Genomic DNA, 24,642 nt, shown 5'->3' with positions numbered 1-24,642 from the left:
TTTTGTGGGAATGATGATCCATTATTGCAAAGGCCGTTATCTCAGGAGGAACAATTGAGGCTCAACCTGCCTGCTGAAATCGAATCGGCTGATATAACTCATAGTCTCTGGTTCCGATATTCAGGCCAAAGAGCCGTGGAGATCGGCGCATATCCGTTTGGCACTTACTGACTACACACTTTGATTGGAACATTTATAACTTCGCCCTGGTAAAGGGTGCTAAAACCCTCTCGACTTCCAGAACTGCCCCTCATCACGTCCTACTACTTTGAACGTCTTTTCGGCGATGGTTCTGCCTTGCATTTCCAGCGTCATGCGCCATTCACCGAGATTGCTTTCCAGGCCGTTCACCGGGCACAGCAATTGGATGGTATCGCCCAGGTAGAAATCCCAGTCATTGCTGCGAACGTACACTTCACCGTCAAACGGGGCCAATACCTGGCCTTTTTTATTGATGATGCCGGGATGATGGATGCAAAACTGCAGCAGCTCGCCTTTGGCCTTTTTGATATTGACGATAAAACCAAATTCGACATCTTCCTCGGCAGTGACGACCTGAGTGAACTCTTTGATTTTCGGCAGCTCTTTGGCTTTCGCGTCCCAATGGGAGTAAATCCCGTAGGACGTTATTTCAATAACTGGAGTACGTTTTGCCACTGGTGATTGCTCGTTGATGATGGATAGGGGGAAGATAGTCGCTCCCACGCCGGGGCATGGGAGCGGGGCGACTTGCGGAGATGAACCATCGTCAGTTCAGGCAAGCCGCGGACGGATTACCACATCAGGTCATCCGGCACCACGAAGTCGGCGTACGGATCGTCTTCGTCGATCGCGTCCGATTCCGGCTCTTTCTGATCGATGATAGCTTGCTCGTCGCGCTGGGCGATTTTGTTGGCTACCACGCTTGGGATCACGGCGTAACCTTCTTCAAAGCGGGCAATCGCCAGGATGCCTTTACTTAGCTGTTCACGCACCAGTGACTCAACGTAGAGTGATTTCACCAACGTGCCGTCGGTGAAGTTATACTTGATGTCACCATTACCCAGATCAAGCTTGTTCATCGCGATCAGCTGTTTGATCTGCGCCTGAATCTCTTTGCTCTGGCGCTGTTCATTTTGCTGTGCGCTGAGTGCTTTATCGCGCTCAAGTTGCTGGCGCTTGTTTTCTTCAACCGCTTCTTTTACTTCACGTGCCTGAACACGTGATTTTTTTGAGCCTTTCTTTGCTTTTTTCAGCTTCTTTTCATTAACCAAGCCTGCTTTCAGCATTTGCTCTTGGAGTGTCAGTTTTGCCATGTTGTTCTCGGTTTGCTGTATATCTTTAGTATTCTACTGGCTCACGCCGCGCAAATAAAGGCAGTGGGTAAAGGCAGCATGTTGATTTTTCAACGCTAAGTCGCATTATAAACGCTCAATGGGCGTAATTTTAGTGACGTTGTCACTTATTGGTCAAACCTTGATTACTCGCTATCCCACATGATGCCACATTCTGCACTGATGGCAGCATTGAGCATATCGACCAGCGGCAGGGCGCGATGGGAGATACTGACCGGCGGATCGTCACGTTTATCGTCATCATCCTGCTCTGAATCATTCTGATCTTCCCGTTTTTGCTCTGCCGTAATGGCCAATTTGAGCAAATCAAGGGCATGGGGGATATCGTCAGCTCCAATGGCACCCGGCACCGTGCCACTATGACCCATCATTTTGATCATTTGCAGTCCTACGGAGCCAAACATGGTGACGTTGGCGTACGCTTTACATCGGAAAGTGATTAACATAACGAGCCTCGCTTTAGTTCAGGGTAACAAAAGACATGCAAATAGTGCGCTACCCAGTTGTTAATTATGGCTGCCAGTATAAGGGATTGCCGTATATCTGGGTAAAATAATCAATTACCGCGCGAATATTAAGCGGTGGATGACGCACATGCGGATAGATAGCCGCAATATGCTGGGGCTGAGTATTAATAGCAGCGTCATAGTCGGGCATGATTTTGATCAGTTTGCCTTGCTGCAATTCCTGTCCAATCAGCCAGTCTGGGAACAAGACGATTCCCATGCCATCCAGTGCGGCAGTCAGCAGGCTTTGGGCATTATTGGAACTCAGAGATGGTGTAATTGGGTAGTGCACCCAGTCAGCATCTGTTTGGCGCAGGTACCAGCGGTTGGCCCCTTCAAAACCTTTGTATACCAGGCAGCGATGCTGCTGCAGAGCGTGACCGCTATCCGGCATGCCGTATTTAGCGATATAGGCGGGAGACGCCGCCAGATGGTAGCGCTGATTGCCGAGAATGCGGGCGTGAAACGAGGAGTCGGTCAGCGTACCGATACGAAAAATGATGTCGGTACCGTCTTTAAGCGGATCGATATATTCATCGGTCAAGGTCAAGTCTATCGCCAAATTGGGGTAGCGTTCAGATAACTGCTGCAACCAGGGCGCGATATGACGCTCACCAAAAAATACCGGCGCATTGAGCCGGACTAAGCCGGACGGCTCTGCTGCGCGATCCTGCAGCTGTTCCTGCGCTTCATTAAGCTGTTCAATCACGGTTTTGGCATAACTAAAAAACAGTTTACCGGCTTCGGTTGGCACCACCGCTCGGGTATTGCGGTAGAACAACTGCTGGCCGAGAGCATCTTCCAGATTATGAATCGTGCGCGAGATCATGGACGCAGAAACATCTTCGCGCCGCGCGACCACAGAGAAGTTCTGGGCATCAAACACGCTGACAAAAAACCGTAATGCGCGGATATCAATGTTATTGGTTCGGTTCATTTGTGCAACTTCTGCAAAGGTGATTACCATATTATGTCGTTTTTCTTTTTAATTCACCACTATATCATGCGCGCCTGACTTATTAGGAGCCTTGTTATATGCAGTTATTGTTAATCCTACTCGTGATTGTCGGCGGGATGGGTTTATCCGTGGAGGCGGGTATTCTCGGCCCGCTCGGGGAGCAGGTCGGCCATCTGTGGGCCACTTTCAGTATTTTTGGCGTCGGTGCGGCGCTGACGTTTTTGTTGATGCTGTTTTTTAGCCCGCGCAACAGTCCGTCGTTCTTTGAGCAGCCTTCGTGGCAGTTGCTGGGTGGTATTCTGGGGACCGGTTATGTGGTGATCCTGACTATGACCACGCCGGTGATTGGGATCGCGATGACCATGATTGGCATCTTAGCCGGTCAGGTATCAAAAAGCCTGATCATTGACCATTTCGGTCTGCTGGGGACGCCGCATCGTAAAATTGACCGCAAGCGTTTGATTGCTCTTCTGTTTATCGTGGCGGCACTGCTGCTGATTGCCAAAAGCTAAGGAGACACTATGACCCTGTTAATGATTGTGATGGCGGTGCTGGGCGGCGCGTTACTGAGTATTCAGGCTGCGATTAACGGCCAGCTTGGTAACAAAGTCGGTGTGTTTCGCTGCGCGTTTCTCACTTTTTCTATCGGTGCTTTAGTCACAGCGCTGCTGATCTTCTACTTTGAGCCGAAACACAGTGTGACCTTGCTGGATGTACCGAAATGGCAACTGCTCGGAGCAATGTGCGGCGTGCCGTATATTGTGATTATGGTGCTGGCGGTGCAGCGCATCGGCGTGGCGGTTGCCACGGTTGCGGTGATTTTTGGTCAGCTGCTGATGAGCCTGCTGATTGATAATTTTGGCTGGATGAACAATAGTGAAATGGCGTTTTCACCTTATCGCCTGGCGGCGGTGGTGTGCCTTGGCATCGCGCTCTATTTTATTTACTCCAGCAGCCGGGATCAGAGTGCGACTACGGAGTAATCCGCCGCGATTCGCTTAGCGTGAATGACCAGTGTTGATTTGGCTAGAGTTGATGTGGCTAGAGTTGATGTGACCGGAGCGGCTAACGCAAGCCCCCGCAGTGATGCGGGGGCTTTTGTATTGGTGGCAGTGTAACCTAAGTATTAGTGCTTGCGGCTGAGGCCTTGTCTGAGCTGAGTGGGTGAATAACCAAAGTGATCTTTAAAGCAGTTACTGAAGTGGCTGCTGCTGACGAAACCGCAGCCGAGGCCCACCTGAATAATCGATTCGCGGCTCTCTTCCAGCTGCTTATGGGCAAACGCAAGGCGCAATTTGAGGTAGTAACGCGATGGCGAAGTATCGAGGTGGGTCTGGAACAAACGTTCCAGCTGACGGCGCGACATCGCCAGACAGCGTGCCAGTTCTTCCGGGGTCAGCGGCTCTTCAATATTTGATTCCATCAGTGAGATGGCTTCCTGTAAAGCCGCTGGACGAGATTGTACTGGTGCGGCCGGCTCAGGTGCGGAGCCATGCAGGATCGCCTGACGACCTTCCGAAGCCTGATCGCAGCTGAGGATTTCGCGAATTGCCCGCACTAACTGACGGTCAAATTGACCTTCAATCATATTCAGCATCATTTCCATCGCGCTGTTAGGACCGGAGCAGCTCGCGCTGTGCTCGCTTACCTCGTAGGTGTGAGTGGCCAGTTTCAGGTTCGGGAAGGTGGTACGAATGTAGTGGTGACTGTTGGGATGCACCGCTGAAACCACATCTTCATCGATGGCCTGCGCATGGGCGAGGGCAATGGTGCCGTTCCAGATACTGCCGAGATTGATCTGCTGGTTGTACGCCGCTTTGAGGCAGTAAGTCAGTTCATCGGCTGAGGCCGTATCACAGCGATAGCCGCCGCAAACGAACAGCCAGTCCATCGATCCGCGATTGTGCAGGTTCAGTGATTCCACCGTTGCATCGGTTGCGATGTCGATGCCGATGTCACTCAGCACCTTGCGCGAATCTATACCAAAGGTATGAATCTGGTACAGCGGACGTTCGTGCACCAGGTTCGCCGTAATCAAGGCATCCATCGCAGCGGTAAACGCCATCAGAGAAAAGTGGGGCTGCAGAATAAAGCCGATATTTACCGGAACGGACTGGGATGGATTCGAAGTAGTTACGATCTCGGACATGAGGATTTAAGTTCACTGCTGGTTAAAAAGGCGCTGAATTTTTATCTTACTCACCACACCGGCCTTCCTGCTGTGGCGGTTAAACGTTAACTCATTGATAGCTCTAACAGCGTTTTAACAGGTTATCGGTGCGATGTATATGATGAGTTCTCAGCGGCGCGAATTTAACCTCAATTCTTGTGCATAAAACCCTGAAATTGAGGCGGCAAATAACGATTAATAAATCGAATCTTAACCACAAAAACCTTTTGCTTTCAAAGACGCATTTTTTATTGCGCTGAGTTTCTTATGACCCTATTATCGCCTCGCTTCTTGATGATAGCCAATCCGAGTACATCACAGTCTGTTTTGTGGCAAGGCGATAGAGCAACTATCCAAGAGTGACTTTGACAGCGCATTTACGCGCTTTTATTGACGCTCCACTTTTCATCATCACGCTAACACCAGGTGAAAAGTGTCATAACCACATTGGAGGTTTGCCATGGCTAGTTCTCGTTCTGTTCTTAATTTTCAATCTTTCACTTCTCAGGCTCTGTCTGCTGATGACGTTCAACTGATCGAAACGTCTGTTGAGCAGTTTGGTGCACCATTACTGATGCTGGATTGCGATATTATCCGTCAGCAATACCGTGCCCTGAGTAATGCGCTGCCAAACGTGACTCTGCACTTTGCACTGAAACCACTGCCGCACCCAGCGGTGGTCAGAACACTGCTGCAAGAAGGTGCGAGCTTTGACCTGGCAACCAGTGGCGAAGTTGAGTTGGTGGCGCAGGAAGGAGTACCGGCAGAACGCACGATTCACACGCACCCGATCAAACGCGATGCCGACATCCGTGACGCACTGGCGTACGGTTGTCACGTGTTCGTGGTGGATAACCTCAATGAGCTGGCAAAATTCAAAGCTTACAATGATCAGGTTGAACTGCTGGTGCGTCTGAGTTTCCGTAACTCTGAAGCCTTTGCTGACCTGTCGAAGAAATTCGGTTGTACTCCTGAGCAGGCGCTGACCATCATCGAAACGGCGAAAGAGTGGAATATCCACATTAAAGGTTTGTCATTCCATGTAGGTTCTCAAACCATGAACCCGCAAAAATATGTGGAAGCGATCAATACTTGCCGAGTGGTGATGGAACAGGCAGTTGAACGTGGCCTGCCAGCACTGAGTACGCTGGATATCGGCGGTGGTTTTCCGGTGAACTACACCAAACAAGTCATGCCGATTGATCAGTTCTGTGTGCCGATCAACGAAGCGCTGAGCCTGCTGCCAGAAACCGTACAAGTGATCGCAGAACCGGGTCGTTTTATTGTCGCGCAGTCGATGATGAGCGTGGCTTCAGTGATGGGTCAGGCAGAGCGCGATGGTCAGACCTGGTACTACCTGGATGACGGTGTTTATGGTTCGTTCAGCGGCCTGATCTTTGATGATGCCCAGTACCCGCTGGTGACTCTGAAACAAGGTGACGAGTGTGCACCAAGCGTGCTCGCCGGCCCGACTTGCGACAGTATTGATGTGATTGCAGAAAACATCATGCTGCCTAAACTGGACAACGGTGATTTGATCATCGGTCGTATGATGGGTGCCTACACCAGTGCAACCGCAACCGACTTTAACTTTTTTAAACGCGCGCAAACCGTGGTGTTTAACGAGCAAGTGGCCAACTGCGAACGCATGATCGGCTAATCAGCCGTTAATCTGAACGATAGGTTAAGCTCTCACTCCGGTGGGAGCTTTTTGTTTTGGGCCGATTCACATATCCCTGGCGTTCTTGCCTGGCAAGGCGATCCACATTGGGACGGATTTCGAGTAAGCTAATACGTCATCAGTTAACCGAACACGTCTTAAGTTAACCAAATAAACAACAACCACGGATACTTGCGTGAAATTACTTATCATCGAAGATTCAGAAACGCTGCGCCGCAGTCTGGTCGTGGGTCTCAATCATCTTGGCTTTACCATTGATGAAACCGGAGACGGTCAGGAAGCACTTAGCCTGGCGACTCATCACGATTATGACCTGATAATTCTTGACCTGATGTTGCCAAACGTTAGTGGCCTGGATATTTTGCGCGCCCTGCGGAAACAAAAAAAGCAAACCCGGGTACTGATTCTGTCGGCTAAGACCAAAACAGAAGAGCGGGTTGAGGGCCTGATGCTCGGTGCGGATGATTACCTGACCAAACCGTTCTCGTTTGAAGAGTTACATGCCCGTATCCTGACTCTGATGCGGCGTGGTTCGTTGGATCAAGTCGATCATAATTTGGTGGTGGATGATTTTCGTCTCAACCAGCAAGATAAAACTTTCTATTACGCGGAGCAGTGTATTGAACTGACTCCGAACGAGTACAAAATTCTGCATTGCCTGTTCAGTGCGCCCAACCGGGTCGTCAGCGTTGAGCAGATCAGTGAAGCGGTGGTGGGTAATTTCGATTATTTATCGAAGAACACCATTGAAGCGCACATTTCATCGATTCGTAAAAAAGTACGTGATGCACAGGGTTCACTGCCGCTTAAAAACAAACGCGGCTTTGGCTATGTGATGGAAAAAGTTAGCTGAGGTTGAAGATGTCAGTAAAATCAGTGTATCAGCAGTTAGCCTCGGGTCAGAGTGCGCGTTTGACCTCGATAGAACGTAAACTGATCAATTCTGTCTCTCTGGTGTTTGGTTTCTTTCTGTTCGCCGTATTTTTGTCGGTTGATATCGGTCTTGATGACTGGGTCGAAGATCAGTTTAACCAGGCGATGTTGAATAAGGCCAATTACCTTAAATCGGAAATCAGCTTTAATCACGATAAAGTGGAGTTTACCGCTGACCTGCGTTTTTTACCTGAATACAGTTCCGAACAAGATCCGCATTATTTCCAAATCTGGCATGACGGAAAAACGATTGGCCGCTCGCCGAACTTGTCATCGTATCCGAATGTGGATCTGATTGCGCCGGATATTGCCATTGGTGAACAGCGCATTATTGATGTGGTGATGCCAAACGGAGAACTGGGTAAAGCGACGTTGTCGAATTTTGTTCCGCAAAGTGATGACGGCAGTATTGAGCCGGTATCAATGACGATTTATGAGTCAGCCGGCGGCCTGGATAGTCTGCTGTGGCTGGTGGACGGACTACTAATCAGCAGTTTCCTGATAGCGATTGTGGTGATGAGGTTTGTCACCCAAACCATTATCCGCCGTGGCCTGGCGCCGCTGGATAAACTCAATGAGGACTTAAAAGCGCTCAGTCTGACTGACCAGCATTCCGTGTCTGAACTTGATCTGCCCGACAAGCGAGTGGAAGAAATTGAGCCGATTCGTAAAGAGCTGAACCGATTTATCCGCAGTAACCAGCAGCTGATTAAAAATGAGCAGCGTATCACCGGCGATATTGCCCACGAACTGAAAACCCCGCTGGCAGAGATGATTACACTGAGTGAAGTGTATCTTCGCTATCCGGATGATGAGCGGATCAGCAAAACCTATCCGGATGATATTCTGGCCATCGCCAAGCGGATGAAATCGATTGTCGAGAAACTGTTGTTACTGCAACGCACCGCGTCACCGTCGCTGAATCTGCGTAAAGAGGCACTGTCGATTCGCTCAGTGTTGGCTCAGGTAAAGCAGGATATTGAATTTAAGTACCCGGATGTGGCGCAGCGGTTGGAGCAGAAGTGCGAGACCGATGAATGGTTTTTGACGGATCGTTTCAGCCTGGAAACCATCTTAATCAATCTGCTTGATAACGCCCTTTATTACAGCCCCGCGCAAACCAAAGTAGAAGCATGTTGGCATGAACAGGATGGTGACTACGAGCTCAGTATCTCCAATCATCTCAATCATACGATTTCTCAGGAGCAGTTGGATAAAATGGTGCAACCACTGTTTCAGATTGACGACTCGCGCACTAATAACGAACGTTTTGGCTTAGGGCTCTCCATCATTAATAATATTTGTCAGCAGCACGGGTATGGGCTGGACTTTTCTTTGCCGGAATCACTTAAATTCACGGTCAGTATTCGGATCCCGAAAATCGGAGCCCAGGTTGAAGACGAGTATGTAGAGGAAGAGGCAGTGGTTTAACTAGGCTGCAAACATTAACCTGTCAGGGCTGCAAACTTAACCAGTCATAAATGCAAAGCACGCGTGTGCTAGGTAACATGGCCGGTTTGGCTACCCTTGACGATCTCATTGTATAGACGGGCATACATGCTGGCGACGTGACGCGTGATTGCGGTTTCCGGTAGTCCAGCATAGGCCGAAGTTGCCAGCATCAGTGCTGCTGTTCCTTTTGTTCGCCACGCAATTTCCGGATAGTTTCATTAATATCAATAGTTTTCATCTATCAAATTGATTGCCAGAAATAATATGAATATTGGCTGGTTAGCGTCTAGACTGATTGTCGTAGTCTTTAAATATTTCGATATTTCTGGCAGTTACCTTACAAAGCACCATCGCGTAGAACTGACGGAAGTAAGTTAAATCACTAGAACGACAAAGGGACAATGTATGGCAAATCATGACAGTCACTCCGCAGGTCAATGCCCGGTAATGCACGGTGCGATGACTTCTGCGGGGAAATCCAATATGGATTGGTGGCCGAACGCACTCAACCTGGATATTCTGCATCAGCACGATACCAAAACCAATCCGCTTGGAGCCGACTTCAACTACCGTGATGAGCTAAAAAAACTCGACGTTGAAGGGCTGAAGAAAGACCTAAAAGCATTAATGACCGACAGTCAGGAATGGTGGCCGGCCGACTGGGGACACTATGGCGGTTTGATGATTCGGATGGCCTGGCACGCAGCGGGCAGCTATCGTACTGCTGATGGCCGCGGCGGCGGCGCGACTGGTAACCAGCGTTTTGCTCCGCTTAACTCATGGCCGGATAATGGTAACCTTGATAAAGCTCGTCGCCTGCTGTGGCCACTGAAGAAAAAATACGGTAACAAAATCAGCTGGGCCGACTTGATTCTGCTGGCCGGTAACATGGCTTATGAGTCAATGGGCTTTAAAACCTTTGGTTTTGGCTTTGGCCGCGAAGATATCTGGCACCCGGAAAAAGATACTTACTGGGGATCGGAGAAAGAGTGGCTGGCACCGAGTGGTAGCGAAGGTTCGCGATACTCAGGTGAACGTGATCTGGAAAACCCGCTGGCAGCAGTAATGATGGGGCTGATTTATGTCAATCCGGAAGGGGTGGACGGTAACCCGGATCCGCTCAAAACGGCCCAAGATATGCGCGTCACGTTTGCCCGCATGGCGATGAATGATGAAGAGACGGTTGCACTGACCGCTGGTGGACATACCGTGGGTAAAACGCATGGTAATGGTAATCCTGCTGAACTGGGCCCGGATCCGGAAGGTGCAGATGTCGAAGAACAGGGCCTTGGCTGGATTAACCATAAATCACGCGGTATTGGCCGCAACGCGGTGACCAGCGGCCTGGAAGGGGCATGGACTACACATCCTACGCAATGGGACAACGGTTACTTCAAAATGCTGCTTGAACATGAGTGGCAGTTAACGAAGAGTCCGGCAGGCGCCTGGCAATGGGAGCCAGTTGATATTGCTGACCAGGATAAACCGGTCGATGTGGAAGATGCATCGGTGCGCTGCAATCCGATGATGACGGATGCTGACATGGCGCTGAAAGAAGATCCGGAATACCGCAAGATCTCCGAGCGTTTCTACAAAGATCAGGATTACTTCAATGAAGTATTTGCTCGTGCCTGGTTCAAACTGACTCACCGTGACCTGGGACCTAAATCTCGTTATGTTGGTCCGGATGTACCGGCGGAAGATCTAATTTGGCAGGACCCGATTCCTGCTGGGCGCAGTGATTACGATGTGGATGCTGTTAAAGCCAAAATCGCAGCAAGCGGTTTGGATGTGAGTGACATGGTGGCAACAGCCTGGGACAGTGCCCGTACTTTCCGTGGCTCCGATAACCGCGGTGGCGCGAATGGTGCACGTATTCGCCTCGCACCGCAGAAAGATTGGGCAGGTAATGAGCCTGAGCGTCTGGCAAAAGTGCTCTCGGTGCTGGAAGGTATTGCAGCTGACGCAGGCATCAGTGTGGCTGATACGATTGTTCTGGCGGGTAACGTCGGCATCGAGCAGGCCATAAAAGCGGCTGGCTTTGATGTTAAAGTCCCGTTTAGTCCTGGCCGTGGTGATGCAAGTGCAGACATGACCGATGTCGAGTCTTTTGACGTACTGGAACCGTTGGCGGATGGGTTCCGTAACTGGCAGAAACAGCACTACGTGGTGAAGCCGGAAGAGCTGCTACTGGATCGTGCGCAACTAATGGGACTGACTGCACCGGAGATGACAGTACTGATTGGTGGTATGCGCGTGCTGGGTACCAACCATTCTGGTAGTGAACACGGCGTGTTTACTGACCGGGTTGGTACACTGACCAATGATTTCTTCGTTAATCTGACGGATATGTCATACCGTTGGAAACCGACTGGTCGTAACTCGTACGATATTGTCGAGCGCAAGAGTGGTGCGACGAAATGGACCGCAACCCGCGTCGATCTGGTGTTTGGTTCCAACTCTATCTTGCGTGCTTATGCCGAGGTGTATGCTCAGGATGATAACCAGGCGAAATTCATCAATGACTTTGTCGCGGCTTGGACTAAAGTGATGGACGCAGACCGCTTTGATCTGGTGTGATTAGCTTTAGCATGACAGAGGGCCAAATCTAATTTGAATTTGGCCAGACAACCGCGAAGACTCCCCAAGGGGAGTCTTCTTATATGTAAACTCAAGTGACGAATCTGGTTCTGTTTAGTCAAGGGGCAATCTATCTCGGATGTCAGAGATTTTAAATCCGTTGGCTAACACCGACAGTGTGTCAACGGGTTAAAGGCACCAATCGTATTTCAGGCTGTATTGTTAGAATTATTGTGATAGAAAGGACAATCTTTGTATTAATTGTTAATCGTTATCATGCGATTAGAATGGTAATGTCTATTCGGACGTACAAACGGCTGGCTTTATCAATTAAAACAGACGAATAGAACAGAAAAGGCGGGTAAGTGAAGCAAAGCGGACATTGGGCAGTGCTGCTGGCAGCATTGTTATGGGGAACGACAGGGACGGTAGCCAGTTTTGCACCGCAGGTCAGTGCGTTAGCAATTGGTGCGTTTGCCATGGGAGTTGGCGGCTTGTTGCAAGCTCTGCTGGCACGCAGACAGTTGTGTCGTTGCTGGCATCAATTGCTGGAGGATAAAAAGCGGCTGCTGTCCGGTGGCATTGCCGTGGCAATTTACCCACTGGCGTTTTATTCCTCGATGCGAATGGCGGGTGTCGCCATCGGAACGGTTATTACTATTGCTTCTGCTCCGTTCATTTCCGCTCTGTTTGAACGTTTCCTTAGCCAAGCGCAGACCCTCAATCGTCGCTGGTTGTTCAGCCTGTTTTTGGGCGTACTTGGGATGGTTTTGCTGTGTCTGTCAAAACCCGCCACTGACAGCAGCGTTGCTTCTGACATGGATAAATACATCGGGATTGGGCTGGGTATTATCGCTGGCGCATCTTATGCGTATTATTCCTGGGTCGCCAAGAACATGATTGATAAAGGGATTCGCTCCGATGCCGCGATGGGTAGTCTGTTCTGTGTGGCGGCGTTGATTCTATTACCGTCATTATGGTTTACCGGTGAGCAGCTATTTACCCGTACCACTCATATTCTGGTTATCAGCTATATGGCTTTTATTCCGATGTTTGTTGGTTATCTGGCCTTTGGTTACGGTTTACGTTCTGTATCGGCCAGTAGCGCGACGTTGCTGACTTTGTTTGAGCCTGTGGTCGCCGCAGTGCTTGCCGTGCTGGTGGTGGGTGAAGTGATTCCTCTGCCTGGCTGGGTTGGTATAGGTCTGATTTGTCTGTGTTTGATAACACAATCCAGTGAACCCAGGGACAGGCCATTTGACCCCGCATATGACTCTCGTATTTAAGCAAGAATAGAAAACGAGTATGTCAGTCATACTTACGGTGTCAACAGTAAAGACGGTACAGAAACTCTGGCTGTCATCAAAAAGAAAGGCTTCCATGCGCGGAAGCCTTTCTTTTTTCGGATATTGCTATTAACTCAAATAAATTACAGCACCTTACAAGCAAAACCTTTTAGATAAAAACCTTCCGGATAAGCGGTATCGGTCGGGTGATCAGCCGCTTGCTCGAAGCGTTCAACAAACTTTACGTCACGACCGGCATCCAGCGCCGCATCGGCGATGATTTTTTGGAACAGCACTTGATCCATTAAGCCTGAGCAAGAGTAGGTCAGCAGCGTGCCGCCTGGTTTGAGGATTTGCATCGCCAGCATGTTGATGTCTTTGTAGCCGCGGCACGCACCATTAAGCTGAGCTTTTGATTCAGCAAATTTCGGTGGGTCCATGATCACGACGTCAAACTGGGTACCCTGATCACGGTATTCACGCAGTAGTTTAAATACATCGGCGTTGAGGAACACGGCGCGTTTTTTACTGATATCGAACTCATTCAGCTCGGCATTGAATTTAGCGGTATCCAGCGCAGGCTGAGATACATCGGCGTTGATAACGCGCTTCGCTCCGCCTTTGAGGGCATACAAGCCAAAACCGCCAGTGTATGAGAAGCAGTTCAACACTTCTTTATTCTTCACGTATTTGATTGACTGCTGACGGCTGTCACGCTGGTCCAGGTAGAAACCGGTTTTATGACCACCAACGATGTCGACACTGATCTTAACCCCGTTCTCTTCAATCACCACAGATTTAGGCGGTTCTTCGCCATGCAGCACGCCGACGCGCTCCTGCAACCCTTCTTTTTTACGCACTGCTACGTCTGAGCGCTCATAGATATTACATTGCGGGAAGCACTCAACCAGTGCTGCAACCAAGGCTTCTTTCTGATGTTCAGCGCCCGCACTCAACAGTTGGCATACCAGGTAATCCTGGTATTTATCGATGGTGATGCCTGGCAGACCATCCGATTCAGCGGCAATCAGGCGGTAACCGGTCAGACCGTCGCGCTCAATGATGTCTTCACGCAGCAGTTGTGCCTGCTGAATACGTTTGACGAAAAATGCACGATCGATGGCTTCTTTTTCAAAACTCCAGACACGGGCACGGATTTGAGAATGCGGAGAGTATGCAGCTTTGGCAAGCCATTGGCCTTCGTGGGTATAGACATCAACGGTTTCACCCAGGCCAGGTTCGCCTTCGATTTTGCTGATACCACGAGAAAACACCCAAGGGTGTTTGCGGCGTAAAGATTTCTCTCGACCTTTGACCAGATAGATTGCAGGAGTCATTGCGTTACTCAAATGATTATTAGAAAAGGGCGGGTATTTTCATGGAACTGCTGCAGAAAAGCAAACACAGATGAAAAATAGTCTTTGAGATTAAGCACGGTGGAGCAGGATAAAATTGTCTATCCTTGAATAGGTTGAATAATTGGCTCGCAGATTAACTTCTGTGTGCATGGCGTAGCAGTATGATAATGAAGATATTAAAACGGCTCTTTACCAGGGATGGTGGCAAGCAGCCGGATTTTGAATCAGAACGGGATGAGAGCAACATGTCGATCAAATGCGATAAGTTTATTGTGTCGGGCGTCGTCCAAGGAGTGGGGTTTCGCTACCACACCGCGCACCAGGGATTGGTATTGGGTTTAACCGGTTATGCGAAAAATCTGTTTAGTGGTGACGTGGAAGTGATTGCATGTGGTGACCACGATAAGGTTGAAGAGTTATATCAATGGCTGCAGGAAGGGCCAAGAACCGCCAGTGTCGAGCGGGTAGAGCGTACCGAATGTGTCACCGATAAAAACTATCGGGGGTTTGAAATCCTGTAAATTGGCTTACAGGATTTCACGATTTGGCAAATGGCGCTTATAAGCATTTGGCAGGCTTTGGCAAGCCGGCGAGTTTGGTTGCTTGCTTGGCCGGGCCTTTAGGGAACAGCTTAAACAGATATTTGCTGTTACCTTTTTCCGGGCCGTGCTCTTTTTCCATCGCTTTCACCAGCATACGAATCGCTGGCGAAGTGTTAAATTCTTCGTAGAAGCGACGCACGAAATGCACGACCTCAAGATGAGCATCGGTCAGCGTAATGCCTTCTTCCTTGGCCAGAATGTCAATCATCCCTTCTTCCCACACCGTGTAATCAAGCAGGTAGCCCTGAGCATCGGTGTCGATAGTTTTGCCGTTGTATTCAAACATATTATTATCCAGTGAACGATTTGCGCTAAGGGTAGCGAAGGGAATGACTTTGCTCAAGCTCTAATATCGGCTTGTTATCATGCAGTATCATGAGCCTTGCCAAACGCTCATCAGCGGTTCAATTTTTTCGGTGGTTCAGCCATAAGTAAAACAAAAAGCCCGAAAGCAGAGCTCCCGGGCTTGATAGACTTTTTAGTTACCGATATTTATCTTCCGCAACTTGGGCCTGCGTCGAATTCCAATACGGCAACTCACTTAGCCAGCAAAGGCTTAGTCGTCGTTCATGATGCCAAGAATACTTAGCAGGCTGATGAACAGGTTGTAGATCGACACGTACAGTGACACCGTCGCTGAGATGTAGTTTGTCTCACCACCACGTACGATTTGCTGAGTAGTCAGCAGGATTACGCCGGTTGAGAACAGCACGAACATGCCGCTCATTGCCAGATGAAGCATCGGCATTTGCAGGAAGATGTTTGCAACCATACCGATCAGCAGAACAACAAAACCAGCCATCAGTACGCCACCCAGGAATGACAGGTCACGCTTCGTGGTCAGTGCATAAGCAGACGCACCCATGAAGGCCAGTGCTGTACCACCCAGAGCGGTTAGAACCACATCGCCCATACCTGCACCGATGTACATGTTCAGGATTGGACCTATGGTGTAACCAAGGAAACCGGTGAACAGGAATGTGAAAACGAGACCCATGCCGTTGTTACGGTTTTTCTCAGTTAGATAAAGCAGGCCATAGAAACCGACCAGCATGATGATGATTCCTGGGCGAGGAAGGTTCATCGTCATTGAGATACCAGCCACAACCGCAGACCATAGCAGTGTCATTGAAAGCAGTGCGTAAGTGTTTCTCAGCACCTTGTTAGTTTGTAATGCACTGTCATAAGACGAGGTGCGTGAATACATAGGACTGTTCATAATCTTCCTCATAGAAAGGTTGTGATGTTTATATGGCCATTTATGCGGGCAAAAGTTCCATTTTTCAAGTCTCTGCCGCATCCACGTACCGTAAATTTTAACCAAAAACGGCGAATTGTTGTGGGTTCAAATTGTAACACACTATTACCACCTTGGTTGGCTTCGTATCACTAATTGTATGATTGATAATATTATTTTTAAAAATGATTGTTAGTCATCACGCTAATGTCGCTTTGTATTCTCAGCTGTAATGAAATGAGGGGTCTGATAGCACGATATGCCAAGTGAATGTGGAGCTAAAATTGATATAGCCGCAAAAAAATAAAGAGGCGATTGTTCGCCTCTTTAAGGGGTATTTGCATCAGTCTGCGACTTGCATACGTGCTTGATTACAAGCCAGTCATGTCTGCAACTTAGTGATGCAGAATCTGCGCAAGGAATGCCTGTGTCCGGTCAGATTGCGGATTTTCGAAGAAATCTTTTGGATTGTTCTCTTCGATAATTTCGCCGGCATCCATGAATATCACCCGATCAGCCACTTCTTTGGCAAAACCCATTTCGTGGGTCACACACAACATGGTCATGCCTTCTTCAGCCAGTTCCACCATAACATCGAGTACTTCGCGCACCATTTCTGGGTCGAGTGCTGATGTTGGCTCATCGAACAGCATCACTTGCGGGTTCATGCACAAAGAGCGTGCAATGGCGACGCGTTGCTGTTGACCACCGGAAAGCTGGCCCGGATATTTATCCGCCTGATCAGGGATTTTTACCCGTTTCAGGAATTTCATCGCAATCGCTTCGGCCTCATCTTTTGGCATCTTTTTCACCCAGATAGGTGCCAGGGTACAGTTTTCCAGTACCGTCAGATGCGGGAAGAGGTTGAAGTGCTGGAAGCACATACCGACTTCACGGCGCACTGCTTCGATGTTTTTCAAATCTTCAGTCAGCTCGTTACCGGAGACAACGATCTGTCCTTTCTGGTGTTCTTCGAGGCGGTTGATACAGCGAATCATGGTCGATTTCCCTGACCCGGATGGACCACAAATAACGATGCGTTCGCCTTTCTTTACTTCCAGGTTGATGTTTTTCAGTACGTGAAATTCGCCGTACCACTTGTTCATGTCTTTAATAGAGATCATGGTTTCATTTGAGTTTTGTGGCGTCATAATACGTTCCTTGAATCATTTCTTATCGTTTGTGGCCGGTGTGGAGTTTGCCTTCGAGCCAAATTGAGTATCTCGACATGCCGAAACAGAACACCCAGAACACTAACGCGACAAATACATAACTTTCTGTGGCAAAACCTAACCAGTCCGGATCGGTATTGGCGGCCTGGCCGATGCCCAACACATCGAACATACCGATGATCAGCACCAGACTGGTGTCTTTGAACAGACCAATGAAAGTATTCACAATCGACGGAATGGTGATTTTTAATGCCTGCGGCATAATAATCAGGCCGATTTTCTTCCAGTAGCTCAGACCCAGAGCATCAGCAGCTTCGTACTGACCTTTTGGTATCGCCTGCAAACCACCGCGGATAACCTCGGCCATGTAGGCGGAGCTGAACATCACCACACCAATCAGGGCACGCAGCAATTTATCTGTTTCTGAGCCTTCAGACAGGAACAGCGGCAACATGACCGAAGCCATGAACAGTACGGTGATAAGCGGCACACCACGCCAGGCTTCGATGTAAACCGTGCTCAGGCTGCGAATAACCGGCATGTCTGAACGACGGCCGAGTGCCAGCACGATACCAATGGGTAGAGAGGCAATAATACCGACCAGAGCGATGATGAGCGTGACCAGCAGACCACCCCAGTTGTGGGTATCTACCACCTCTAGTCCCATGACTCCACCGTACAATAATGTGGCCATGATGAACGGATAGACGAAGATAAAGAACAGCCATAACCAGCCACGTTTTGGCGTTTTTTCATACGCAAGTAATGCGACGAAGATAGCTAGCGTGGCGAAGAACAGGCGAGGGCGCCATAATTCTTCCGTCGGGTAGAAGCCGTACATAAACTGATCCCAGCGCACGCTGATGAAAACCCAGCACGCGCCATCCCGGCTACAAGCATCACGTGTCGTACCGATCCAGTCAGCCTTGATGATTGCCCAATCCAGTACGGACCAGATTCCTGAGATGGCAAAGTAAGCCAGAATCAGAGTAACCACCGAATTAACCGGACCATTGAACAGATTTTTCTTCAGCCAGCCGACCAGACCTGTGGTGTTGGCTGGTGGCGGCAAGCTAGGTTGAAACTGATGTGTTGTCATCTTATCTCTCCACCAAAGCAACTTTACGGTTATACAGGTTCATCAGTGCTGATGTGATAAGGCTAAGTGCCAGATACACACCCATGGTCATGGCGATGATCTCAATGGCCTGACCCGTCTGGTTTAGCGTGGTGCCGGCGAACACAGACACCAAATCCGGATAACCAATCGCCATCGCCAGTGATGAGTTTTTGGTCAGGTTCAGATATTGGCTGGTTAGTGGCGGTATGATGATGCGCAGTGCCTGTGGAATGACAACCAGTTTCAAGGTTTTAGCGCGTGGTAAGCCCAGCGACATGGCCGCTTCGGTCTGACCATGGCTAACCGCATTGATACCGGAACGGACAATTTCTGCGATAAAGGCAGCGGTATAAACGCTTAATGCAACCAATAAAGCAGCCAGTTCAGGAATGATGCTGATACCACCACGGAAGTTAAAACCCTTTAACTCTGGATATTGCGCAGAAATTGGCATACCCATAATAAAGTAGACAATCACTGGCAGACCGATACACAGCAGCAGTGCGATGCGCCCCATCGGCGTTTGCTGACCGGTGAGCTTTTGTTTGTTTTTAGCCCAAACCCCGATAGCGAATGTGGCAATAATGCCCAAAACAAACGCAATCACCACCACATTGGACCCGGATTCAAAAACCGGTGCCGGGAAGTACAGCCCCCGAACGTTCAGAAAGATCGCTTCGCCCAGGCTCATACTCTGACGCGGTGACGGCAGAGCCTGTAACACAGCGAAATACCAGAAGAAGATCTGAAGCAGAAGGGGGATATTACGAAACGTTTCAATGTATACCGCTGCCAGCCGGCTGACCAGCCAGTTGGATGACAAACGGGCGATACCCAGAATGAATCCGATGACGGTAGCGAAAATAATACCTAGAATCGACACCAGCGCCGTGTTGAGCAGGCCTACAACAAATGTACGTCCGTAGGAGTAGGTTTCGTCATAGTCGATCAGACTAAGGCCGATCCCGAACCCTGCCGGTTGGTCAAGGAAACCAAAACCGGTCGCGATACCGCGTGATTCCAAGTTATTCAGCGTATTACTGACAATGGTGTAGAAAAAAAGAACCAGCACGGACACAGCAATAATCTGAAAAACGACCGAGCGGAAAGTGGGATTGTAGAGTAAGCTTGTGCTCTTAGCCGCAGCAGGGGCCGCTGACTTTGGCACAGAAGTATTGGTAGGTTTCATACAGCGATAACCTCATATCCATTTTTGACTGAGGGCGGCGTGTTAAGCCGCCCAAAGGTTGTCAATGTCTATTTACGGACACTCTGCATTAACGGATAGGTGGCGCGTACATAAAGCCGCCAGCATTCCACAGTGCGTTGACACCACGGGAGATCTGCAGAGGCGAACCTTTACCTACCGTGCGCTCAAAGCTTTCACCGTAGTTACCGACTTGTTTCACGATTTGGTAGCCCCAGTCGTCACGAATACCCAGGCCTGAACCTTTCGGACCATCTACACCCAGAATACGTTTGACCTCAGGGTTATCTGATTTCAGCATTGCATCAGCGTTTTGCGAAGTGATGCCGTATTCTTCTGCGTTAACCATAGCAAACAGTGTCCACTTGGCTACGTTGAACCATTTGTCATCATCCTGACGCACGACTGGCCCCAGAGGTTCTTTAGAAATGATTTCTGGCAGTACCATGGCTGAATCTGGAGATTGCAGGTTCAGACGCAGTGCGTACAGACCAGATTGGTCGGTAGTCAGCACGTCACAGCGACCAGCATCGAAACCTTTCGAAGTTTGCGCTGCAGTATCAAATACTACTGGCTTATAGCTCATACCTTGGTTACGGAAGTAGTCAGCAAGGTTGAGTTCAGTTGTTGTACCTGATTGAACACAGACAGATGCACCGTCGAGTTCCTTGGCGCTGCTGATACCGAGGTCTTTTTTGACCATGAAGCCCTGACCATCGTAGTAGTTAACGCCAACGAAGTTCAGGCCCAGGGCGCTGTCGCGATGCAGAGTCCAGGTCGTATTGCGGGACAGCACGTCGATTTCGCCTGACTGCAGAGCAGTGAAGCGTTCTTTTGCGGTCAGAGGTACGTATTTAACTTTAGTTTTGTCACCTAGCACAGCAGCGGCCAAAGCCTGACAATATTCAACATCGATCCCTTCCCATTCACCTTTGGAATTAGGGTTTGAGAAGCCCGGTAGACCAGTACTTACACCACAAGTCAGGACGCCTTGCTCTAAGACCTTATCCAGGGTGCTTTCAGCAGCTGATGCGGTGTTCGCCATCATGGCAGTAGATGCCGCTACGACGGAAGCGAGAAGTGTTAGTTTATTTGCCATTTGTATCCTTCCTGTATGATCCATATTTGACCAAGTGAGCCCGCAAGTAGGGGTCACAAAATGTAGTGTTTTTTATTAGATTTCGGTTGTATTCTGGCGGTGAACGCCTGTTTAAAAATCAACCGTTTATAAGCGTAGGTAAGGAATTGAATTTTCTCAAATGTATAATTTAGAAAAGAATTTGGTTTGAGAGTGTTTACCTGAGCTGTAGTTAGAATGGCTAAATGTTGCACGGTTGTAAATAGTGCAACTGAGCACACCGATAGTGCATCAGGATGGTTATACGTTATTGACTGTTAACTTAATATTAACACGCATTCTTAGTGGGTTAATTTGGAGTTAATCTCTGGTTTTGTGAGAAAATTTGGTGATAAATTTTTTCATCTCCCGATGGTAGTGATTTTTTTGCACCGTTTTTGGTAGCATAAAACGAATAGTTATTTAGATTGTGGTCAAAATAAAATGCGATATTTTCCTCTTTTTCTGGACTTAGCAAATAAACCGGTACTTGTGGTGGGCGGAGGGGAAGTTGCGTGCCGCAAGATTGATGCCCTGGTACGTGCCGGAGCCAAAGTGACCATTGTATCCCCGCAAATTGCCCCGACTCTGCAGTCCTTAGTCGTTGAGGGCAAATGCCAATGGATTCAAAACTTCTATACCTCGACAATACTTACTCAAGAGTACATTCAGGTATGGGCAACGACTGATAATCCCGACCTTAACCATCAAGTGCATAAAGATGCCAAATCGATCGGTGTTTTAGTCAACGTTGTCGACGATCAGCCATATTGCGATTTCATCACGCCATCGATGATTGAGAGAGGACGGATTCAACTGGCCATCTCCAGTGGCGGTGCCTCGCCAGTGCTGATTCGCAACGTGCGTGAGACATTGGAAGCTGTACTGCCGCAAAATCTGAGCCTGCTGGCAGATTTCGGTGCCTCTAAACGCAACTCGATCAAAAGTGCGTTACCGACGGTTGATGAACGGCGCAAATTCTGGGAGCAATTTTTTGCGTTGCCAGAGGTAAAAAATGCCAAGAATCGTGAAGCTCTGGAAAGTGCCTATACCCAGCTGATTAGACAGCCAATGCCTCAGCAAGGCGAAGTGACCTGGATTGAATGCGGGTCTGATGTAGAACTATTGCCGCTGAAAGCGTTACGTTATATGCAACAGGCTGAATTGGTGCTGCATACGTCAAGCTGCGGTTTTGAGTTCATCGATTTGTGTCGTCGTGATGCTGAAAGGGAAGCATTTGCCAGTGCGGCGCAACTGGGAGAACGTCTGCAACAAGCGCATCAGGAACAGTTACGGGTCTGTGTACTGATTCCTAAGGGAACGCAGCAATACACCTTACTGCAAGGGCAGCAGCGTGTCCTTGGTGAAGGCAGCGAGAAGAGTTAACAGCACAGGCTGCAGGCCGAATAAAAAGGCGGGAAACAATCCCGCCTTAACTTTTTTGGTTTGGAGATAGGCTTATGCTTCGCAGGTTTCTTTGTTAAGCGCAAACTTCTCAATCGCTGCTGCAACACCATCTTCATCGTTGCTCAGAGTAATATAGTCGGCGATTTTTTTGGTTTCTTCCATGGCGTTAGCCATCGCGATACCCAGGCCGGCATATTTAAGCATATGGTGATCATTCTCTGCATCACCCATACAAATTACCTGTTCTGCAGGGATGCCTATATGGTCGGCAATGGCTTTCACGCCCACGCCTTTGTTGCTGGCCGTATTCAAAAACTCCAGAAAGTAGGCTGCGCTCTGCACGACAGTATACTGTTCGCGCATTTGCGGCGGCAGATTAGCAATGGTTTTGTCGAGCAGCTCAGGCTCAGCGACGATCATGGTTTTGATGATCGGGTGATCATCTTCCAGCAGTTCGAAATCCATCTCAGTGATAGTGACACCATTAATTTCAGCTTCCACTTCGGTGAATTTGCTGTTCTTCGGCGTGATAAGGCCATGTACCTGACTGAATGCATGCGTGTTTACGCCCATTTTTTTAGCCAGGCGAGCAACCGTTTTAGCGTCTTTACCGGTCAGAATTTGCTGATAAATAACCTCACCAGTTGCCACGTTTTCAACAATCGAGCCGTTATAATGCAGGACAAAGTCGTCCTCGGAACGGATGTCCAGCTCTTCCAGTTTGCTGCGGATACCATCAATTGGACGACCTGACGCCAGCACAACACGAATGCCTTGCTCACGAGCCCGAGTAATTACCTGTTTGGTTCGTGGGGAAATTTGCTTCTGGCTGTTTAGAAGGGTGCCATCCATATCGAGCGCAATCAGTTTATACATGTCTTACCTAAATTCTTTACCTGTCCAAACGCCAGATTATACCTAAAATATGACATAATGCGCGTTTTGAGTGAAAATGAACCTCGAAACTCAGTCTGTTTTTTGAACTGTCCATATGGATTGCTGAGCATAAAACGCTCCAGTTAATCCCATGATTTTTGTGATCGCAGCAGTGTTTTGAATTGACCTTCATCGACGCATACTTTAAGGTCAGCGACCTGTAATTTTTAGTTAGCAAGTTTAGGCAAAGTTACCTTGTATAAAGTGAATGAAATGTTTGAGACGATCCAGGGCGAAGGTGTATTCACCGGCGTTCCTGCAGTATTTGTTCGTCTGCAAGAATGTCCTGTGGGTTGTGCTTGGTGTGATACCAAACAGACTTGGGATGCAACGCCTGCCGAAGAGCGTTCCTTTGATGAAATTTTGGTAAAAACCGAAGACAATCCAACCTGGTGCAGCGCATCAGCTCAGCAGATCATCGAGCGTTATCGTTCACAGGGGTATTCGGCTAAACATATCGTTATCACCGGCGGCGAGCCTTGCATTTACGATCTGGTGCCTTTAACACAGGCGTTTGAGCAGATCGGTTGTCGTTGCCAGATTGAAACCAGCGGTACGTTTGAAGTCAAAGCCAGTGCTAATACCTGGGTGACAGTGTCACCTAAAGTAGCGATGAAAGGTAAACTGCCTGTCGTGGATTCGGCGCTGTTGCGTGCTAATGAAATTAAGCATCCGGTGGCGACTGAAAAAGACATCACCAATCTCGAAGAGCTGCTTGCACGAGCTAACGTTCCATCATCAACCGTGGTTGCGCTGCAGCCGATCAGCCAGAAACCACGAGCAACACAACTGTGTATCGACGCTTGTATTGCGCGGAACTGGCGTTTATCTATTCAGACTCACAAATATCTCAGCATTGCATAAGGTGAATTTCATGAAAAAAGCAGTGGTCGTCTTTAGTGGTGGTCAGGATTCAACGACTTGTCTGGTCCAGGCCCTCAAGGAGTTCGACGAAGTCCATGCGATTACCTTCGACTATGGCCAGCGCCATAAGCTTGAGATTGAAGTGGCTCAGGCGCTGACAAAGAAACTGGGTGTCGCCGCACATAAAGTCATGGATGTGGGGTTGCTTAATGAACTGGCGATCAGCTCACTGACCCGCGATGATATTGCGGTATCCCATGAATTGCAGGAAAATGGTCTGCCAAATTCGTTTGTGCCAGGTCGCAATATTCTGTTTCTCACTTTAGCGGGCATCTACGCTTATCAAATCGGCGCACAATCCGTTATCACCGGCGTGTGTGAGACCGATTTTTCTGGTTACCCTGATTGTCGTAACGATTTCGTCAAAGCGATGAATAACGCATTAGTGCAGGGAATGGATCGTGAGCTCGAGATCCGCACGCCACTGATGTGGCTAAATAAGGCGGAAACCTGGGCGATGGCTGACCAAAATGACGCGCTGGAATTGGTACGCAATGAAACACTGACGTGCTACAACGGCATCATCGGTGACGGCTGCGGTGATTGCCCATCTTGTCACCTGCGTAAAGCGGGGCTGAATGATTACCTAGAAAATCGTGAGGCGGTCATGGCGGCACTGGTCAGTAAACAGGATCAGTAAGCAGAACCAGTAGGTAAACTGC

The 24,642-nt window shown here is 48.9% G+C and carries 24 protein-coding genes; 11 read left to right on the top strand and 13 right to left on the bottom strand.

What is annotated here, in order from left to right:
- Positions 1-219: 219 nt before the first annotated feature.
- From E6C74_RS14950 to E6C74_RS14935, 4 genes are all read right to left on the bottom strand, one after another.
- Entirely contained in the window at positions 220-657 is a 438-nt protein-coding gene (locus E6C74_RS14950) for a DUF3859 domain-containing protein (protein WP_136486636.1), read from the bottom strand.
- 116 nt (positions 658-773) lie between these two features.
- A complete protein-coding gene (locus E6C74_RS14945; protein WP_136486634.1) occupies positions 774-1,295 on the bottom strand; it encodes a DUF2058 domain-containing protein in 522 nt (173 codons plus the stop codon).
- 164 nt (positions 1,296-1,459) lie between these two features.
- A complete protein-coding gene (locus E6C74_RS14940; RefSeq protein WP_136486632.1) occupies positions 1,460-1,780 on the bottom strand; it encodes a DUF1840 domain-containing protein in 321 nt (106 codons plus the stop codon).
- 64 nt (positions 1,781-1,844) lie between these two features.
- Positions 1,845-2,777: a LysR family transcriptional regulator gene (locus E6C74_RS14935; RefSeq protein WP_136486629.1), complete on the bottom strand. Its 933-nt coding sequence runs from the start codon at positions 2,775-2,777 to the stop codon at positions 1,845-1,847.
- Between the two features lie 98 nt (positions 2,778-2,875).
- Here E6C74_RS14935 and E6C74_RS14930 point away from each other — a divergent pair, with 98 nt between their 5' ends.
- Positions 2,876-3,310 (top strand): DMT family transporter, encoded by a 435-nt coding sequence (locus tag E6C74_RS14930; protein WP_136486627.1) that lies wholly within the window; start codon positions 2,876-2,878, stop codon positions 3,308-3,310.
- Positions 3,311-3,319: 9 nt separating this feature from the next.
- Entirely contained in the window at positions 3,320-3,781 is a 462-nt protein-coding gene (locus E6C74_RS14925; RefSeq protein ID WP_136486625.1) for a DMT family transporter, read from the top strand.
- A gap of 143 nt (positions 3,782-3,924) precedes the next feature.
- On the opposite strand, the gene E6C74_RS14920 is transcribed toward E6C74_RS14925, so the two are convergent.
- A complete protein-coding gene (locus E6C74_RS14920; protein ID WP_136486623.1) occupies positions 3,925-4,947 on the bottom strand; it encodes a helix-turn-helix domain-containing protein in 1,023 nt (340 codons plus the stop codon).
- 481 nt (positions 4,948-5,428) lie between these two features.
- On the opposite strand from E6C74_RS14920, the gene E6C74_RS14915 reads away from it, so the two are divergent.
- The 5 genes from E6C74_RS14915 (at position 5,429) to E6C74_RS14895 (ending at position 12,900) form a co-directional block, all read left to right on the top strand.
- Complete coding sequence (locus tag E6C74_RS14915; RefSeq protein WP_136486621.1) at positions 5,429-6,628, top strand: type III PLP-dependent enzyme; 1,200 nt, start codon at positions 5,429-5,431, stop codon at positions 6,626-6,628.
- Between the two features lie 196 nt (positions 6,629-6,824).
- Positions 6,825-7,502: a response regulator transcription factor gene (locus E6C74_RS14910; RefSeq protein ID WP_136486619.1), complete on the top strand. Its 678-nt coding sequence runs from the start codon at positions 6,825-6,827 to the stop codon at positions 7,500-7,502.
- Positions 7,503-7,510: 8 nt separating this feature from the next.
- On the top strand, positions 7,511-9,013 hold the full coding sequence (locus E6C74_RS14905; protein WP_136486617.1) for a HAMP domain-containing sensor histidine kinase: 1,503 nt from the start codon (positions 7,511-7,513) through the stop codon (positions 9,011-9,013).
- A gap of 426 nt (positions 9,014-9,439) precedes the next feature.
- Positions 9,440-11,614, top strand: a complete 2,175-nt coding sequence (gene katG / locus E6C74_RS14900) for a catalase/peroxidase HPI (protein ID WP_136486615.1) — start codon at positions 9,440-9,442, stop codon at positions 11,612-11,614.
- Between the two features lie 365 nt (positions 11,615-11,979).
- Complete coding sequence (locus E6C74_RS14895) at positions 11,980-12,900, top strand: EamA family transporter (RefSeq protein ID WP_136486613.1); 921 nt, start codon at positions 11,980-11,982, stop codon at positions 12,898-12,900.
- A gap of 143 nt (positions 12,901-13,043) precedes the next feature.
- Here E6C74_RS14895 and E6C74_RS14890 read toward each other — a convergent pair whose 3' ends face one another.
- Complete coding sequence (locus E6C74_RS14890; protein WP_136486611.1) at positions 13,044-14,237, bottom strand: class I SAM-dependent methyltransferase; 1,194 nt, start codon at positions 14,235-14,237, stop codon at positions 13,044-13,046.
- A 266-nt stretch (positions 14,238-14,503) separates the two neighbouring features.
- Between E6C74_RS14890 and yccX the strand changes: the two genes are divergently transcribed.
- Positions 14,504-14,779: an acylphosphatase gene (gene yccX, locus E6C74_RS14885; protein ID WP_136486669.1), complete on the top strand. Its 276-nt coding sequence runs from the start codon at positions 14,504-14,506 to the stop codon at positions 14,777-14,779.
- A 37-nt stretch (positions 14,780-14,816) separates the two neighbouring features.
- On the opposite strand, the gene E6C74_RS14880 is transcribed toward yccX, so the two are convergent.
- The 6 genes from E6C74_RS14880 to E6C74_RS14855 all read right to left on the bottom strand — a co-directional run bounded on the left by E6C74_RS14880 (position 14,817) and on the right by E6C74_RS14855 (position 20,695).
- Positions 14,817-15,146 carry a TusE/DsrC/DsvC family sulfur relay protein gene (locus E6C74_RS14880; RefSeq protein ID WP_136486609.1) on the bottom strand — a complete coding sequence of 110 codons (330 nt, stop codon included), beginning with the start codon at positions 15,144-15,146 and terminating at the stop codon, positions 14,817-14,819.
- A 270-nt stretch (positions 15,147-15,416) separates the two neighbouring features.
- Complete coding sequence (locus tag E6C74_RS14875; protein ID WP_136486607.1) at positions 15,417-16,079, bottom strand: Bax inhibitor-1/YccA family protein; 663 nt, start codon at positions 16,077-16,079, stop codon at positions 15,417-15,419.
- Positions 16,080-16,492: 413 nt separating this feature from the next.
- Positions 16,493-17,248: an amino acid ABC transporter ATP-binding protein gene (locus E6C74_RS14870; RefSeq protein ID WP_136486605.1), complete on the bottom strand. Its 756-nt coding sequence runs from the start codon at positions 17,246-17,248 to the stop codon at positions 16,493-16,495.
- A 22-nt stretch (positions 17,249-17,270) separates the two neighbouring features.
- The gene (locus E6C74_RS14865) at positions 17,271-18,368 is read right to left on the bottom strand and encodes an amino acid ABC transporter permease (RefSeq protein ID WP_136486603.1); all 1,098 of its coding nucleotides are present in this window, start codon (positions 18,366-18,368) and stop codon (positions 17,271-17,273) included.
- A 1-nt stretch (position 18,369) separates the two neighbouring features.
- Positions 18,370-19,578 carry an amino acid ABC transporter permease gene (locus E6C74_RS14860; RefSeq protein WP_136486601.1) on the bottom strand — a complete coding sequence of 403 codons (1,209 nt, stop codon included), beginning with the start codon at positions 19,576-19,578 and terminating at the stop codon, positions 18,370-18,372.
- Between the two features lie 88 nt (positions 19,579-19,666).
- Complete coding sequence (locus tag E6C74_RS14855) at positions 19,667-20,695, bottom strand: amino acid ABC transporter substrate-binding protein (RefSeq protein WP_136486598.1); 1,029 nt, start codon at positions 20,693-20,695, stop codon at positions 19,667-19,669.
- 462 nt (positions 20,696-21,157) lie between these two features.
- Between E6C74_RS14855 and E6C74_RS14850 the strand changes: the two genes are divergently transcribed.
- Positions 21,158-22,099 (top strand): bifunctional precorrin-2 dehydrogenase/sirohydrochlorin ferrochelatase, encoded by a 942-nt coding sequence (locus E6C74_RS14850; protein ID WP_136486596.1) that lies wholly within the window; start codon positions 21,158-21,160, stop codon positions 22,097-22,099.
- Between the two features lie 72 nt (positions 22,100-22,171).
- Here E6C74_RS14850 and yidA read toward each other — a convergent pair whose 3' ends face one another.
- Positions 22,172-22,996: a sugar-phosphatase gene (yidA, locus tag E6C74_RS14845; RefSeq protein ID WP_136486594.1), complete on the bottom strand. Its 825-nt coding sequence runs from the start codon at positions 22,994-22,996 to the stop codon at positions 22,172-22,174.
- A 255-nt stretch (positions 22,997-23,251) separates the two neighbouring features.
- Here yidA and queE point away from each other — a divergent pair, with 255 nt between their 5' ends.
- Both queE and queC read left to right on the top strand, forming a co-directional pair.
- Entirely contained in the window at positions 23,252-23,920 is a 669-nt protein-coding gene (queE, locus tag E6C74_RS14840) for a 7-carboxy-7-deazaguanine synthase QueE (RefSeq protein ID WP_206208415.1), read from the top strand.
- A 10-nt stretch (positions 23,921-23,930) separates the two neighbouring features.
- Positions 23,931-24,620 (top strand): 7-cyano-7-deazaguanine synthase QueC, encoded by a 690-nt coding sequence (gene queC / locus E6C74_RS14835; protein WP_136486590.1) that lies wholly within the window; start codon positions 23,931-23,933, stop codon positions 24,618-24,620.
- The last annotated feature ends 22 nt before the right edge of the window (positions 24,621-24,642 follow it).

Origin of the sequence: Vibrio sp. H11 (genome assembly GCF_004804295.1) — a bacterium.
Classification (GTDB): domain Bacteria; phylum Pseudomonadota; class Gammaproteobacteria; order Enterobacterales; family Vibrionaceae; genus Vibrio; species Vibrio ostreae.
This window is presented reverse-complemented; position numbering and strand designations above follow the sequence as displayed.